Origin of the sequence: Acutalibacter sp. 1XD8-33 (genome assembly GCF_003612555.1) — a bacterium.
Classification (GTDB): domain Bacteria; phylum Bacillota; class Clostridia; order Oscillospirales; family Acutalibacteraceae; genus Acutalibacter.
The window spans coordinates 62,620-77,971 of sequence record NZ_RAZF01000001.1 but is presented as its reverse complement, the minus strand read 5'-3'; the positions used below and the strand labels follow the sequence as shown (position 1 = coordinate 77,971).

Genomic DNA, 15,352 nt, shown 5'->3' with positions numbered 1-15,352 from the left:
CTTATCGAATAAATCTGTCCTCCGCCACACGCTTCAGGTGTTCTCCATAAGGCGAGTTTCCGCAGTCTCCGGCGGCCCGCAGCAGCTCCTTCTTGCTGATCCATCCAGCATAATAGGCGATCTCTTCCGGCGCGGAAATCACTACTCCCTGTCGGGACTGCACCGTCTCCACAAAAGTGGCCGCTTCCATCAGGCTGTTCATGGTGCCCGCGTCCATCCAGGCAAATCCTCGGCCCAGCACCTGGGCCCTCAACCTGCCTTCCTGCAAATATAGGCGGTTCATGTCTGTGATCTCCAGCTCTCCCCGAGGAGACGGTCTCACCTGCTTCGCCATCTTCACCGCGTCCCCATCATAGAAGTATAGTCCCGTGACGCAATAGTTGGATTTCGGCTTCTCCGGCTTCTCCTCTATAGAGAGCACCTTGTGTTCTCCGTCCAGCTCCATCACACCGAACCGCCGGGGGTCTTTTACATAATACCCGAACACCGTGGCAAATCCCTGGGCACTATTCTCCACAGCCTCCTTCAGGTTCTGGCTGAACCAGCCCCCATAAAAGAGATTGTCGCCCAGGATCATGGCGCAGGGCTCCCCGGCAATAAATTCCTCTCCAATCAGAAAAGCCTGGGCCAAACCCTCCGGCTTTTCCTGGGGCGCATAGGAAATCCGGGTCCCGAACTGCCCGCCGTCTCCCAGAAGATCCCGGAACCGGGGCAAATCCTCCGGCGTGGAGATCAGCAGAATGTCCCGGATCCCCGCCAGCATCAACGTGGACAGAGGATAGTAAATCATGGGCTTGTCGTACACCGGCAAAAGCTGCTTGGACAGCACTTTCGTCAGCGGATAGAGCCGAGTGCCCGCGCCGCCGGCCAGGATAATCCCCTTCATCCTCCTCATCCCCTCCTCTTGATCTTCAGCACACCATCGCACACCCGGTCCACATCCTCCAGGGTCAGGTCCGCATACAACGGAAGCGTCAACACCCGCCGGCTGATCCCTTGGGCCACCGGCGTCTTGTCCGAGTCAAACCTTCCCTGATAGCAGCCGAAAGCACTGGTCAGGGGGTAGAAGTACTTTCGAGCCCGAATGCCCTGGCTTTCCAGGCAGCTCAGGACCTCGTCCCGATCCGCGCCGAACTCTTCCGGATGAAACACTACCGGGAAGTAGGCATAGTTGGACTCCACATCCTTTTGCTCCGCCGCCAGCTGCAGCCCGGGCACCCCCAGAAGCCGTTCCCGATACCGCTCCGCCGCCCGGCGGCGTTTCGCAATCTGCTCTTGCACATGCCGGAGATTACACAGCCCCATGGCCGCCCGAAACTCATCCAGCTTTCCATTGCCCCCAGCCTCTTCCACAGACTCTTGGCCGGCTAACCCAAAATTCTTTATCCTGGCCAGTCTCTGTCCAAATTCCGCATCCCGAAAACAAGCGCAGCCTCCTTCCACCGTGTGGAACACCTTGGTGGCATGAAAGCTGAAACAGCTTACATCCCCGAAGCTCCCAGCCCCCTGGCCCTGATACCGCGCTCCGAAGGCGTGGGCCGCGTCGTATATGACCTTGAGGCCGTATTGTCCCGCAATCTTCTCAATGGCTTTTATGTCGCACAGGGCACCGTATACATGCACCGGCAGAATCGCGGTGGTTCTCTTCGTAATATGCCTTTCAATTTCCTGGGGGTTCATGGTGAAATTCTTCGGCTCCACATCGCAGAATACCGGCTCCAGCCCGCTGCGCACAATGGCATGGGTGGTAGAGGCAAATGTGAAAGGCGTGGTGATCACCTCACCCGAAAGGCCCAGCGCCTGTAAGGACATCTCAATGGCCATATGCCCGTTGGCCAGCAGATCTACATGCTCCGCCCCCAGATATTGGGCAAGTTCTCCTTGCAGCTGCCGGTGCTTTGCCCCCATGTTGGTGAGCATCCGGGAATCCCATAGCCCGGCGATCTCCTGGCAGTACTCCACAAAGTCCGGCATGGACGATCGGGTCACGGGAATTTCACTTCTTGCGCCGCTCATGTCAACAGCCACCCCACATCCAATTCCAGCCGGGCCAGTTTCACCTCCGGCTTCACTCTCTCCCCATGGAAGTCGCTGCCGCCGCTGGCATACAGCCCATACTTCTCTGCCAGTTCCAAATAAAATGCCTGCTGCCGTGCCGTATGCTTGGGATAATAGCATTCCAACGCGTCCAGACCATAGAGTTTTAGCTGCGCCACTACCTTTTCCAGAATGGCATCCTCCAACCCCAACTGATAGGGGTGGGCCAGAGAAACCTTCGCGCCCGCCGCCTTCAGCGTTTCCACACATTCCTGCGCGCTGGCCTTCCATGGAGCTATCCGCTTATATTCATGGGTATCCAAATATTTATCAAAGGCTTCCCGGTTGTTGGACACATATCCGTGCCTTACCATCACTTGGGCAAAATGGGGCCGCCCGATGACTCCGCCTCCAGCCAGCTCCTCCACTTCTCCCAGGTCCAGTTCAATGCCCTTCTCCTTCAAAAAGGCAATGATCCGCTGGTTCCGCTCCTTCCGGCCCTTTTTCAGCTTTTCACACAGGCGGTTCAGCCTTTCGTCCTCCCCGGAAAACCCGTAACCCAAAATATGTAGGTTTCTCAGCTCCCGCGCTCCCAGTTCAATCCCCCGGAGGACCAGAAGATTCTGTTCTTTTCCGGCTTGCTGTGCCTCCGCCGTCCCAGCAAAGCTGTCATGGTCGGTAAGCGCCAGCACTTCAATTCCCCATTCTTTCGCCAGCCGAACCAGCTCTTTGGGGCTATACTGCCCGTCTGAGGCGGTGCTGTGGGTGTGCAGATCCACAATGTTCATTTCTCCGCCTCCCTCAATATCGTTATCGTATCCTCTATGGCGTTTTCTGTTCCGGCCAGCGGCTTCCAGCCCAGCTTCTCCAGCCTTGCGCTATCTAATACCTGTCTGCTAACCGCCAGGTATTTCTTCTTCTCTTGGTTCCCGGCCTCTTGAAAGATCACGCGGCTTCCGCCAGCGGCAGCAGCCTTTTCCGCCAGCTCCCGGACTGTCATCTGATACCGCCTGTCCGCGATATTATAGACACTTCCCGCCTCACCCCGTGCCAGCACTGTCAGCAAGGCGTCCACCGCGTCTACCACATAGCAATGGGAGCGTTCCGTTGTTCCAGCGCTTTTCAGCAAAATGTCCTGGCCCCTTGCGCCCCGCCAAAAAAACTCAGCGGCGGCCCGGCTGTCCTTTTGGGCCATGGTGGGTCCAAAAAGGTGGCAGGGCCGGACAATCACCACCTGAGCCCCATATTGGCTGCCGTAGCTTTGGCACAGCACTTCCGCCGCCCGTTTGCCCTCTGGATAGCAAGATCGGGGATTTTTTAGGTCTACCGGTCCGCAGTAATCCTCCCAAAACGCGTGAAGCTCTCCGTCCGGCTGTCCATAGGCCTCTCCGGAAGAAACATACAAAAACCGTTCCATTCCATGGGAGAGTCCATATTCCAAAAGGGTTTTCGTGCCGGTTACATTGGCCAGAAGGGTATCCACCGGATATTTTGCCATGTTGGCCGGGTCCGCATTGCTCGCCCCGTGGATGATATAGTCCACATGCCCCAAGGAATCCTCAAGGGGATGGCATACATCATGGGCCGCTATTGTGAAATTCGGATCCCCAAGAGAATCTTGAAACCGCGCTTCAAGGGTCCCTCGATTTCTGCCCATGGCGACCACCCGGCATCTCCGCTCCTGCTCCTGGTTCCACAGAAGAACCGCGTCAACCAGACAGCCGCCCAGCATTCCTCCGGCCCCGGCGACCAAAACTGTCTTTCCCGCTAAAAAGCTCAGCTCCCGGATCTCCCGCAGCTGGGCAGTATACTTTGAATTTTCCCTGATCTTCATTGCAATGGCCATGGGGCACAAAATCCGCGCAAAAGGACCGAGGTATGTGCCGCCCTTTCTCCATATTCTTCGTACTACTCCCGCAGTGCCAGCAGGGCTTTAAAAATTTTCAGATCATCCTGCGTTGTCAGCTTGATATTTGTCTCCGCGCCAATGGAAAAATGCACGACCTCCCCCAGCTCAATCATCAGCGTACAGCTGGCAATGGAATTGGTAATCCCCTGTTCCAATGCCCTGCGATGCGCTTCCGCCAGGCGTTTGATGGGAAAGGCCTGGGGCGTCTGCGTCACTGCCAGCTGATCTCTGGGAACCACTTCCTTCGAGCTTTCGCCCTCTCCCCGTCTTAAAACCACCGTGTTGCAAGGCGTCACCACAATCGCCGACCCATGCCGCTTGCACTGGACAATACAGTCTGAGATGATCTCATGGGACACCATCGGCCGGATAGCGTCGTGAACCAGAATGATATCTTCTCCCGAATACCGGCTCTCGGCTTCAAACACCCCATTGCGGATGGATCCCTGGCCATTCTCTCCCCCGGAAATCACCCAATCCAGCTTGTCTATTTTATATTGCCGGGCATAGGCTTTCAGAATATCATGCCAGCCGTCCACGCACACCACGCCGATCCTGTCAATATCCGGATGGGTTTGAAAGGCTTCCAGCGTATAGATGATGACCGGCTTGTCGTTCACATTCAAAAACTGCTTGGGCACTTCCTGGTGCATCCGCCGGCCTGTGCCTCCGGCCAGAATCAGCGCAATATTCATGCCTCTTCCTCCAAGAGCCCCAGCTGCTCTTCCAGCCGGTCCACAATGGTTTCCGGAGACTCGTCGTAGTCGTTGCATACCACAATATCCGGCGTCGTGGGCTCGTCCCAAGGCAGGTCCACCCCTACCACCTGCTTCACCCCGGAAGAATATAACCCCTTCTGGTCCCGGCGATACAGGGTGTCCATGCTTACTTTTATATAGATTTCCTTGTAATTCTCAATATTCTCCCGGTTCCAGGCCCGCACATCCGCATACATGCCAATACCACAGTAGACACAATCTATCCCCTGCTCGGCCAAATCCCTGCACTGAAGGAACACGCCCTTCGCGCCCCGCCGCCGGGCCTCGGTGGAATAGTCCCGATCTCCGCCTGAACTGCGTAGCTGGTCGCCGTCAAAAAGCCTCGCGTCTGGCCGGTATTTCTTCAGCCTCTGATAAAACAATCCTCCAATGGTCGTTTTTCCCGCGCCGGCCAGGCCCGTGAAAAAATACACTGTTCCCTTTTTCTTCATAATTCCTCCTATCGATACAGCGGCTTCTCTAAAAGCGCCGGATCCAGTTTCAGCTTTGGCATAAAAGCCATCGGCGCCCCGGCCTCGTTTACAAAGTTCAGCCCTTTCATCAGCAGATCCGCCACAAAGAGCCGCTTTTCCTCATAGTACTCCATCTCTTCCTCGGTTTTCATTTCCGCTTCCTTTTCCGGCGTCATGGCATATTCCTTCTCCAGACCCGCCTTTTTGTCCTCCTCCCGGAGCCTCTCAAAGCCCTCTCTATATCCCAGCAGGCGGGTTTTGCGAATGTACGAATTGATGATATCAAATCCCTTTATAAGCTCTTTTACCCGTTCCTTCGTCATCGGTTCGCCGTCATAATAGTGAAAGTCATAGCCATAATACTCATAAGCGTCCCGAAGAAAGTACTCCATATACGTGCGCTCCGCGTCGTTGGCGTACTCGTCATAGGTCTTATACACCGAAGCGGCGTCAAAGCCCTGCACATTGCCCGGAACGATTTCATCCATCTGCTGGCCGTTAAAAGAGCAATAGGTCATGCTTTCCGTATAGGGCAGGTCCAGAAATTCCGCCAGCGCTTTAAAGGTAGCCGTGGGATTCAGCTTCCCGTCCTCAAACCGCACCACCACGCAGTCTTTGAACACCCTCTGCTCCTCGTCCTTCATAAATCCCCGGAACGTCACCCTAGCTAACACCTCGTCGTTGATGAGGCCTACCTTTCCGTCCGGCAGATGGTCCGGCTGGAGGGCCATAAACCGCATAGTCGCTCCATAGCTGGTAGTGATCCGGCGCATGGGCGTGAATGTTTTGATATATTTAAAGTTTTTGAACACAGAGGATTTCTTGATGGCGTCGAACTGATCCGAGGTCATCATAGCCCGACCCTGACTGTCTCCCACCAGGTTATTCGCAACGTGCCCAAAGTGGGGCTGATACATGATGGCCGGCACAATCCGCGACTCCGGGTCCAGACAGCTCATCAGATTTTTATCCCGGCACAGAAGTCCCACCAGGATGTCCTTATCCGTCCGATTTCGCATCCGATACAGATCCTTGATAATTTCCGGATCTCCCCAGTCATTGGCGTCAAACACCTCGATCAGCTCCTGAATGCTCCGCACCTCGTTGAGGGTTTCCCGGATGTCCTCCAGGGCCTCCTCCATGCTGTGGTTCATAATGGAGTTGGTGCAGATCAGGTTGGGGTGGCCGTCCAGCACCTCGTTGAAAAAGTCGCCGCCGTTATGATAGGAAAGCTGCGTGTGCCAGACCAGGCGGTTGATCTCCCGCAGGCCCACCGGCTTCAAGGGGAAGCTGCCATAGTCCATCCCATATTTTTCCTTGAAGTCTATGGGATACATCTCGATCTCATCATCAATCAAAAACACAAATTTCTGGTCTACCAGCATCTTCCGCAGCAACAGCACCTGCAAATAGGCGCAGAACTCCGCCCAGTCCGTATAGTGCAGATAAATATGGTTTTCCTTTGCCACATATTCGCTGGGCCGCACATTGTCGTTCAAATATTCCAGTTCATACTGGGAATAAACATCCTTTGCCAGGATGGGGTTCTCCAAATCATGGAAGAAGCTCCGGCTCACCACCGGATAGCTATAATCCGTTATCTCTCCAAAGCGGTCCTCCCCCGGATAGTAGGGCACATACGACTTGTCGTCAAAAGGATAGAACCGGATAGGCAGTTCCTCAAAAGGCAGAAAATCTTTCCGAAAAATGTACTTGTACTTCCTCAGCTGCTTGCAGTTGTTCTCATAGTGGGAACGCAGCAGCTTTTCATTAGGCGCATAGAACGCCTCTGTCATAATCGCCGCGGTTTCTTCCTTAAACTTTCCCTGATGGTTCAGCTCCAGAAACGCCCTGTACGCGTAGGTGTAGTCCCCTCCAAATTGCAGCACAAACAGCGCCGCCTCCATTTTATCCTCCGGAGCCAGGTCTTTTTGCAGCCGCAGCGCCAGCTCATAGCCCTTGCAGGCCTCCTCCGGCTTTCCCAATTCTGCCAGGCGTTTCGCCATCTGTATGGTTTCCATAAATTTCCTCTCCATAGCCGTCTATCGTAGAAAATTCCCAAAAAGCGCAAACAAATTTTATATCTCAGGATTTCAGGCAATAATGAAGAATTGGGACGGGCACCTGCCCGCCCCAACCCTTTCCTTCGCTCAATTCTGCTTGGGGAACAAGCAGAACCGGAATAGCAAATAATTGGTTCCTTAAACCAGCTAAGCAGCTTACTGGAGCAGCTGGAGTACACCCTGAGGAACAGCATTGGCCTGGGCCAGCATCGCCTGAGCGGACTGGATCAGAATGTTGTTCTTGGTGTACTTCATCATCTCGTCGGCCACGTCGGTGTCGCGGATGCTGCTCTCGGCGTCCTGGATGTTCTCGCGCATTACATTCAGGTTGTTCACAGTGTGGTCCAAACGGTTGGACACAGCGCCCAGCTTGCCACGGAACTTGGAGATGATGTTGATCAAGCCCTGGGTAGCCTTGATCTTGCCGCCCTTCTTGTAGTTGGTGGTCTGGCTCATCGCCAAGGTGCCGCCACGCAGGAACGCCACTGCGTTCAAAGCCTTGCTGGCTGTGGTGATGTCGATGGTGTAAATAGAAGAGGACTTATTGCCCAGGAACTTGCCGGTGCCGCTGCTCTTGGCCGTGAAGTTCTTGGAGCTGATGAACTTGGTCAGGTCAAAGCTCTTGTAGGTGGAACCCAGAGCCTCAGTCATCTTCAGACGGTCGGCGGTGGCGGCGGAGTCGCCAATCTGGAACACCATACCCTGGGTGCCAACTGTGCCACCGGACGTCTTGGCCAAGCCCATCTCGCCGTTCAGCAGCTTCTTGCCGTTGAAGTTGGCGGTCTCGCCGATACGGTTGATTTCACGGGTCAGAGAGTCCACCTCGTCCTGGAGAGCGTTGCGGTCAATATCATCATCGTAGGTGCCGTTGGCAGACTGCTCGGCCAGATACACCATACGGTTCAGCATGTCCTGAACCTCCTGCAGAGCACCCTCAGCGGTCTTGATCAGGCCGTTGGCGTCCTTGGCGTTCTTGGTGGCAGCTTCCAGACCGGTGATCTGGGCGCGCATCTTCTCGGAGATGGCCAGACCAGCGGCGTCGTCGCCGGCGCGGTTTACGCGGTAGCCGGAGGACAGTTTCTCCAGGTTGGCGGACAGCTTGGAGGTGTTGTTGTTGTAGTTACGGTAGGCGTTCATCGCCATAATGTTGTGTTGGATACGCATAATTCTTTTCTCCTTATATAAAATTTAAGCGTAAACTTCATCCCAGCGCTCCTCGCCGGAAATCTGAGGTTTCTGTTATAACCGGGCTGTGTACTAACATTACCCAAATGACCGGGCTAAGAATCACACAGCTTACTGGAGCAGCTGGAGTACACCCTGAGGAACAGCATTGGCCTGGGCCAGCATCGCCTGAGCGGACTGGATCAGAATGTTGTTCTTGGTGTACTTCATCATCTCGTCGGCCACGTCGGTGTCGCGGATGCTGCTCTCGGCGTCCTGGATGTTCTCGCGCATTACATTCAGGTTGTTCACAGTGTGGTCCAAACGGTTGGACACAGCGCCCAGCTTGCCACGGAACTTGGAGATGATGTTGATCAAGCCCTGGGTAGCCTTGATCTTGCCGCCCTTCTTGTAGTTGGTGGTCTGGCTCATCGCCAAGGTGCCGCCACGCAGGAACGCCACTGCGTTCAAAGCCTTGCTGGCTGTGGTGATGTCGATGGTGTAAATAGAAGAGGACTTATTGCCCAGGAACTTGCCGGTGCCGCTGCTCTTGGCCGTGAAGTTCTTGGAGCTGATGAACTTGGTCAGGTCAAAGCTCTTGTAGGTGGAACCCAGAGCCTCAGTCATCTTCAGACGGTCGGCGGTGGCGGCGGAGTCGCCAATCTGGAACACCATACCCTGGGTGCCAACTGTGCCACCGGACGTCTTGGCCAAGCCCATCTCGCCGTTCAGCAGCTTCTTGCCGTTGAAGTTGGCGGTCTCGCCGATACGGTTGATTTCACGGGTCAGAGAGTCCACCTCGTCCTGGAGAGCGTTGCGGTCAATATCATCATCGTAGGTGCCGTTGGCAGACTGCTCGGCCAGATACACCATACGGTTCAGCATGTCCTGAACCTCCTGCAGAGCACCCTCAGCGGTCTTGATCAGGCCGTTGGCGTCCTTGGCGTTCTTGGTGGCAGCTTCCAGACCGGTGATCTGGGCGCGCATCTTCTCGGAGATGGCCAGACCAGCGGCGTCGTCGCCGGCGCGGTTTACGCGGTAGCCGGAGGACAGTTTCTCCAGGTTGGCGGACAGCTTGGAGGTGTTGTTGTTGTAGTTACGGTAGGCGTTCATCGCCATAATGTTGTGTTGGATACGCATAATTCTTTTCTCCTTATATAAAATTTAAGCGTAAACTTCATCCCAGCGCTCCTCGCCGGAAATCTGAGGTTTCTGCGTCCGTGGCACATGCCGGCCGTGAAGTTGGCCAAACCCCTCCAGCATGTGCTCCTGACGCTTTGCTTTATTTCTACCGGCCCGGAACCGGCGGAAATCTGAAACGCAGTCTCATCGTCCGCCAGCCGCCTCCAGATGTCATGACATTTCGGAGAAAGGCTTGTTGCGAGGGGCGGACATTTCCCCGTTCACACAGTATATCGGCGGCGTTTCAAGAATATTAAGAGGTTTTCAAAATTTTTCTTTCTCCCCAGTATTTTCAACTTTTCCACAGGCTGCGTCCCGAGCTCTTCCGACTGCCTGAGAAACAAGGGGCTGCCCTGATATGCTGCGGGACCTTTCTCCTCTGCCCCGAAGCCCGCAAAAGCATTTTATCGCGAAATAACAGTTGACAGAGAGGAAAAAACTTGCTATAATGAGAAAGCTGTCTGGCCGCATGTTTACAGCGAAACGACTCATTAGCTCAGTTGGCAGAGCACTTGACTTTTAATCAAGGTGTCCGGGGTTCGAATCCCCGATGGGTCACCAAGCCCTGAAAGCCGCGTGGTTTTCAGGGCTTTTGCTATTCTCCCGGGGATGCTGCCGCTCTTTCGGGCCTTCTTCTCTCCCAGCGAATTTCCGGCAGGATGAGCCCGCGCCCTTGTGGACAATGCTGGTCAAGACCAGATTGCGCCCGATACTGTTTTGTGCATAAGCACGGATTTTTCGGGAGGTTTTTGTCGAAAATCTCATTTTCTATTGATTTTTTACCATTTTCAACTATTTTTTGCACCGTAGTTCCTTACTCTTTTTCCCATCTTCCTTTATCCTTGATATTGGGAAAGGGGGTGAGGTTTTGATCTCGTTCAATGGCTCCGCCATGCGAAAATTCCGCAAGCTCCAAAACATTTCACAGGAGGCCCTTGCCGAGAAGACCGGCTGTTCTCCCCGCTATATAAGCGCCCTGGAAAACGGCCAGAAAGATAACCCCTCTGCGGCATTTCTGTTCCAGTGCAGCGCGGCGCTGGATGTTCCCGTGGAGGCTTTGATGGATCTCAAAGGCCAGAGCCCAACTCGTAATAAGGAGTGATGATTTTGACAAAAACTGAACTGCTACAGGCTTGCCAAGCCTGGCTTGGTGATTTTGCGGCCTATCCCGTCGAGGAACTTCCGGTTATTCCTATTGCGGACCTGGATGTCTTTGAAAATGACCGGCATCTGGTCAATCGCCTGTTTTTTCTCGTCCCGGATACATCCTCTGGCTCTTTGCGTTGTTTCTTCTTTTTTGAAGAAAACACCTTCGCGAAAGATCCTGTTGGAGACTTGTCTCTCATCAAATCTTCTTTTCATCTCATAGTCCACTAACCTTTCAGCGATCTTTCGGCAGCAACAGAGCATCGCCCAATGAAAAACGTTCCGGCCCTCCTTTTCAGAAGGCCGGAGCGTTTCTTTCATTTCGGCCGCCATCACGAAATCCGAACCGCCTTAGCCGCCGATATTCTACCCTTTTGAACCGCGTTATGTTATAGTTAATTTACCATAACGATGCTACCGGAAGCAAAAGCATGCCGGCCCGGGAATCCCAGGCAGCGGCTCTCCCCGAAACGCAAAGGCCGGAAAGCCTCCGCCTAAGATGCTTCCCGGCCGCTTTTCACAAGGCGTCCATTCTATATAAAGTATCAGACGCGGAACGCCGCCTCCGTGTTTTCCGCCTCAAACTGCTTGTTATACAAGTCCGCGTAATAACCACCCTGGTCCATCAGCTCCTGATGGGTTCCCCGCTGGACGATCTTGCCGTCCCGCACCACCAGAATCATGTCCGCCTTGCGGATGGTGGAGAGCCGGTGGGCAATGAGGAAGGAGGTCCGCCCGTCCAGCAGCGTGGAGATAGCCTCCTGGATCAGCGCCTCGGTCTTGGTGTCAATAGAGGCCGTGGCCTCGTCCAGCACAAAGATCCGGGGATCCGCCAGCACCGCACGGGCAAAGGACACCAGCTGTTTCTCTCCGGTGGAGAGCTGCCCGCCGCCTTCGCCCACATCGCTGTCATAGCCCTTTTCCATGCGCATGATGAAGTCATGGGCGTTCACCAGCTTGGCCGCCGCCACAATTTCCTCGTCCGTGGCGTCCAGACGGCCATAGCGGATATTCTCCTTTACCGTGCCGGAAAACAGATGAGGCGTTTGTAGCACATAGCCGATATTGCTGTGGAGCCAGAGCATGCTTCGCTCCCGGTAATCCCGACTGTCGATGAGAATCCGCCCGGCCGTGGGTTCAAAGAACCGGCAGCAAAGGTTCACCAGAGTGGACTTTCCCGCGCCGGTTTCCCCCACGATTGCCACGGTAGAGCCGGCCGGGACCTCCAGGTCAAAGTGCTCCAGCACATTTTCTGTGCCGTCCGGATACCGAAACGTCACATCCTCGAAAGTGACCCGCCCCAAAAGGGGCTCCCAGTTTTCCCGCCTGGGCTCCAGAGAGGTGCCGTACTTCTCCACCACCTCCGGGGTGTCGGTGATCTGGGGTTTCAGCTCCAGCAGCTCCACGACCCGCTCGATATTGGCCTGCATGGACACGAAGCGGGTTGCCTGGAAGGCAAAGCCCTGCACCGGGTCGGCGATTCGCAGGGCAAAGTTCACAAACACCGTCAGTTCGCCAATGCTGATTCCTCCGGCCATAGCCATGTTTCCGCCGCCGGTAATCACAAAGGACACCGCCAGCGCTGTCAGAAAGCTGATGATGGGAATATAGATGGCGTCCAGCATCACAGCCTGGATGCTGGTGCGGCACATGCTACCGCTGACCTCCCGGAACGCGTCCAGGTTTTTGTCCTCAATCACCAGGGTTTTGGAGGTTTTCGCCCCGGAAATTCCTTCATTATAGTGGCGGGTGACCTCGGCGTTGATCTTTCTGGCCTTCCGGTTCACCTTGAGGATCCTCTTTTCAAAGTATACGGTAAAGAGGGCGATAAAGGGCACCACCGCCAGCACCAGCAGGCCCAGCTTCCAGTTGAGCACCAGCATCACTCCAAGACAGGTGAACACATACACACTGCAATACACCGCGTCTACCAGAATCCAGGGGATTCCCTCGGCGATCCGCCCGGGGTCGTTCAGAGCCCGGGCCACGATGGTTCCCACTGGAGTCTGGTTGTAGTAGGAAAAGCTCAGGGTCTGCAGGTGGGTGAACAGGTCCCGCTTCAGGTCCCGGCCAATGTACATCTCCAGCCTGAGCGCCAGGCTCCCCAGGACAATCTGGCAGAGAGTCTTTATCAGCACCAGGCCGGAATAGAGGATGGCAAAGGTCGTGATTCCCTGGTGGGTGCGGGGCGTGACGAAGCGGTCCACCACGTATCCCGCAATCAGGGTATAGGCCACGGCAATGCACGCGTCCAGCAGCATGGCCGCGATAATCGCCGCAACCCATTTGCGGTAGGGCTTGATATAGGGCAGCATTTTGCCCCAAACGCGAAAGACGCCGGCCTTTTTTGGCGTTTTCGTTTCCATATCCATAAATTATCTCCTTGTCATTTGCGAAAAATATTATTGAGTGTTAGAAGGCCTCCGGGCCAAAGGACGTGATCTCGCCTGCCGGCTCGGTCGGTTCGCGGCTTGTGTGCCACAGGCACACGCTCACCCCTACGGCAAGGTCGTGGGGCTCCGCGCCCCACACCCTCGTCAGCTTAAGATCAGCTGGACCGGTCGATATTGTTCACTGTAGCATTTCAAGCTAACCAGGGTAAAAGTTTCGTCCACCTTTTCAAAGGTGGTGGGGTTCTCAGGGGTGAAACCCCTGAGCCGCCGGAGGCCGTAAACATCGTCCCCAAAACGCGCGTTTCTTTGCCCCCGAAGGCCCTCTAATACTTCAAAAAAGTGCGCTTTGGCCTCTTGCGGTTTTCGTCCCCCGCCTTAAGCCTTCTGCAGCTCGAAAATTCTCTTATAAATTCCCTCCTGGGCGATCAGCTCCTGGTGGGTCCCCATCTGGGCCACCCGACCCTTGTCCAGCACCAGAATCCGGTCCGCATTCATCAGGGTGGTAATCCGGTGAGCGATGAGGATGGTGGTGCCATGGACATTTTCCTGAATGGACTGGCGGATCTTCTGGTCCGTCTCCATATCCACCGCAGAGAGGGAGTCGTCAAATATCTTGATAGGCGTGTCCTGCATGAGCATCCGGGCAATGGCCACCCGCTGCTTCTGCCCGCCGGAGATGGTGACACCCCGTTCTCCAATGGGCGTCTCATAGCCTTGGGCAAAGCCCTCGATGGCGTCGTCAATGACCGCCATACGGGCATACCGGCGGACCGTATCCAGGTCCTGGCGGCTAGCCCCTTCCGCAATACTCTCCCGGAAGGTCTTGGAAAACAGGTAGGGCTCCTGAAGCACCACGCCGATGTTCCGGCGCAGATGTTCCAGGCTCATGCGCCGGATATCCACCCCGCCGATGGTAATCGCTCCGCTGCCCGCCGGCAGCTCATAGAGCCGGTCCAGCAGGTATATCAAAGTGGATTTTCCGCTGCCTGTGGCCCCCAAAATGCCAAAAGTGCTCCCCGCCGGGATGGTAAAGCTCACGTCCTCCAGCACTTCGCCGCTTTCCCCATAGCGAAAGCTCACATGGTCAAACACAATGTCCCGATCTATGGGGGGCGTTTTCGGACTCTGGCAGTCCTGTTCCTCCGGCGCGTCCAAAATCTCAAAAATACGGGTGGCTGAGATGGAGGTCTTGCTCAGTTCGCTGAGCACCCGGCCCAGCTGGGCCACGGGCCAGGCCAACATGGAGTTATAGGCCGTAAAGGCCAGGAATTCCCCCTCGGTAATGGCGCCGTTCTCCACAAAAAACACGCCCACCACCATGATCACCAGGGCCTGCAGGCCCGCAAAAAGCTCGCCAATGCCCCAGTCCACCCCCAGGATCTTGCCCAGATGGGACCACAGGTCCGCGAACTCCTGGTTCTTTTTGTTGAACCGGTCGATCTCAAACCGCTCCCGGCCAAAGGCCCGCACCACCCGCACGCCGGTGAGGTTCTCCTGCACCAGGGCGGTGAGCTGGCCGTCGGTCTGGTCAGCCTGCTCAAACTTTTTTCCCACAATCACGAAAAAGATCATGGAATAGCCGATGACGATGGGAATGAAGGCCAGCACGATCAGAGAGAGCTGTACGTTCATCAGAAACATCAGCCCCAGCGAAATCAGGATAGACAGCACCGTGCGTACCACAGTAGTCAACTGGTCGTTGACAAACACCCGGATCAGCTCCACATCCTGGGTGCAGCGCTGGATGATGTCGCCGGTCTGGTGGGCGTTGTGCCAGGCATAGGGCAGGCGCTGGATATGGGAAAAGAGCTGATTGCGCAGGCGCTCTACCGTACCCTCGCAGGCCTTGGCCAGGTTCATGCGGGAAACATAGTTGGCCGCTCCGGCAATGGCCGCGAAAAACAGCGCGGCCCCGGCGCAGACGATGATATGCTGCCGCAGAAATTCCCGGCCGCCCATGGACTCCACCCAGCGCAGCAGGAAGCCGGGCAGGACAAAGGGCTGGTTGTTGATAACGGAATCCACCGTGACCCGGACCACCTGGGGCGTCATGTAGCTGGCCAGGGCGGAGAGAATGACCGTGGCCATGGCCAGCAAAAAATTCCCCCGCAGGCCCCTGGTAAAGGGGAAAAACCGCAGGATGCTGGATTTTTTCTTGGAACTTTCTTTCTTTTTCATACGATACCTCAAAACTGGATTCAATGGTTTTTTGCCGCAAAAAAGCGCA

General features: G+C 55.4%; 13 protein-coding genes and 1 tRNA gene. 3 read left to right on the top strand and 11 right to left on the bottom strand.

Annotation, left to right across the window (positions count from 1 at the left end; all coding sequences use genetic code 11):
- Nucleotide 1: 1 nt before the first annotated feature.
- The 9 genes from rfbA to D7X94_RS00390 all read right to left on the bottom strand — a co-directional run bounded on the left by rfbA (nucleotide 2) and on the right by D7X94_RS00390 (nucleotide 9,544).
- Nucleotides 2–886 carry a glucose-1-phosphate thymidylyltransferase RfbA gene (rfbA, locus tag D7X94_RS00430; RefSeq protein ID WP_120425716.1) on the bottom strand — a complete coding sequence of 295 codons (885 nt, stop codon included), beginning with the start codon at nucleotides 884–886 and terminating at the stop codon, nucleotides 2–4.
- A gap of 5 nt (nucleotides 887–891) precedes the next feature.
- Entirely contained in the window at nucleotides 892–2,016 is a 1,125-nt protein-coding gene (locus tag D7X94_RS00425; RefSeq protein ID WP_120425715.1) for a DegT/DnrJ/EryC1/StrS family aminotransferase, read from the bottom strand.
- Nucleotides 2,013–2,825, bottom strand: coding sequence for a PHP domain-containing protein (locus tag D7X94_RS00420; RefSeq protein ID WP_120425714.1), 813 nt, complete (start codon nucleotides 2,823–2,825; stop codon nucleotides 2,013–2,015). Before D7X94_RS00420 ends, D7X94_RS00425 begins: the two co-directional genes overlap by 4 nt.
- Nucleotides 2,822–3,883: an NAD-dependent epimerase/dehydratase family protein gene (locus tag D7X94_RS00415; RefSeq protein ID WP_147401632.1), complete on the bottom strand. Its 1,062-nt coding sequence runs from the start codon at nucleotides 3,881–3,883 to the stop codon at nucleotides 2,822–2,824. The genes D7X94_RS00420 and D7X94_RS00415 overlap by 4 nt, the downstream gene beginning before the upstream one ends.
- A 62-nt stretch (nucleotides 3,884–3,945) precedes the next feature.
- Nucleotides 3,946–4,641, bottom strand: coding sequence for an IspD/TarI family cytidylyltransferase (locus tag D7X94_RS00410; protein ID WP_120425712.1), 696 nt, complete (start codon nucleotides 4,639–4,641; stop codon nucleotides 3,946–3,948).
- A complete protein-coding gene (locus tag D7X94_RS00405) occupies nucleotides 4,638–5,156 on the bottom strand; it encodes an adenylyl-sulfate kinase (RefSeq protein ID WP_120425711.1) in 519 nt (172 codons plus the stop codon). Before D7X94_RS00405 ends, D7X94_RS00410 begins: the two co-directional genes overlap by 4 nt.
- 8 nt (nucleotides 5,157–5,164) lie before the next feature.
- On the bottom strand, nucleotides 5,165–7,198 hold the full coding sequence (locus D7X94_RS00400; RefSeq protein ID WP_120425710.1) for a hypothetical protein: 2,034 nt from the start codon (nucleotides 7,196–7,198) through the stop codon (nucleotides 5,165–5,167).
- Between the two features lie 198 nt (nucleotides 7,199–7,396).
- Complete coding sequence (locus D7X94_RS00395) at nucleotides 7,397–8,404, bottom strand: flagellin N-terminal helical domain-containing protein (protein WP_120425709.1); 1,008 nt, start codon at nucleotides 8,402–8,404, stop codon at nucleotides 7,397–7,399.
- A gap of 132 nt (nucleotides 8,405–8,536) precedes the next feature.
- Complete coding sequence (locus D7X94_RS00390; protein WP_120425709.1) at nucleotides 8,537–9,544, bottom strand: flagellin N-terminal helical domain-containing protein; 1,008 nt, start codon at nucleotides 9,542–9,544, stop codon at nucleotides 8,537–8,539.
- Between the two features lie 527 nt (nucleotides 9,545–10,071).
- On the opposite strand from D7X94_RS00390, the gene D7X94_RS00385 reads away from it, so the two are divergent.
- The 3 genes from D7X94_RS00385 to D7X94_RS18080 all read left to right on the top strand — a co-directional run bounded on the left by D7X94_RS00385 (nucleotide 10,072) and on the right by D7X94_RS18080 (nucleotide 10,963).
- Nucleotides 10,072–10,147, top strand: a tRNA-Lys gene (locus D7X94_RS00385).
- Nucleotides 10,148–10,454: 307 nt separating this feature from the next.
- Complete coding sequence (locus D7X94_RS00380) at nucleotides 10,455–10,688, top strand: helix-turn-helix domain-containing protein (RefSeq protein ID WP_199714967.1); 234 nt, start codon at nucleotides 10,455–10,457, stop codon at nucleotides 10,686–10,688.
- A 5-nt stretch (nucleotides 10,689–10,693) separates the two neighbouring features.
- Nucleotides 10,694–10,963 carry a hypothetical protein gene (locus tag D7X94_RS18080; protein WP_147401631.1) on the top strand — a complete coding sequence of 90 codons (270 nt, stop codon included), beginning with the start codon at nucleotides 10,694–10,696 and terminating at the stop codon, nucleotides 10,961–10,963.
- Nucleotides 10,964–11,277: 314 nt separating this feature from the next.
- On the opposite strand, the gene D7X94_RS00370 is transcribed toward D7X94_RS18080, so the two are convergent.
- Together D7X94_RS00370 and D7X94_RS00365 are read right to left on the bottom strand one after the other, a co-directional pair.
- Nucleotides 11,278–13,104 carry an ABC transporter ATP-binding protein gene (locus D7X94_RS00370; protein ID WP_120425707.1) on the bottom strand — a complete coding sequence of 609 codons (1,827 nt, stop codon included), beginning with the start codon at nucleotides 13,102–13,104 and terminating at the stop codon, nucleotides 11,278–11,280.
- A gap of 396 nt (nucleotides 13,105–13,500) precedes the next feature.
- A complete protein-coding gene (locus D7X94_RS00365; RefSeq protein WP_120425706.1) occupies nucleotides 13,501–15,303 on the bottom strand; it encodes an ABC transporter ATP-binding protein in 1,803 nt (600 codons plus the stop codon).
- Nucleotides 15,304–15,352 lie beyond the last annotated feature (49 nt).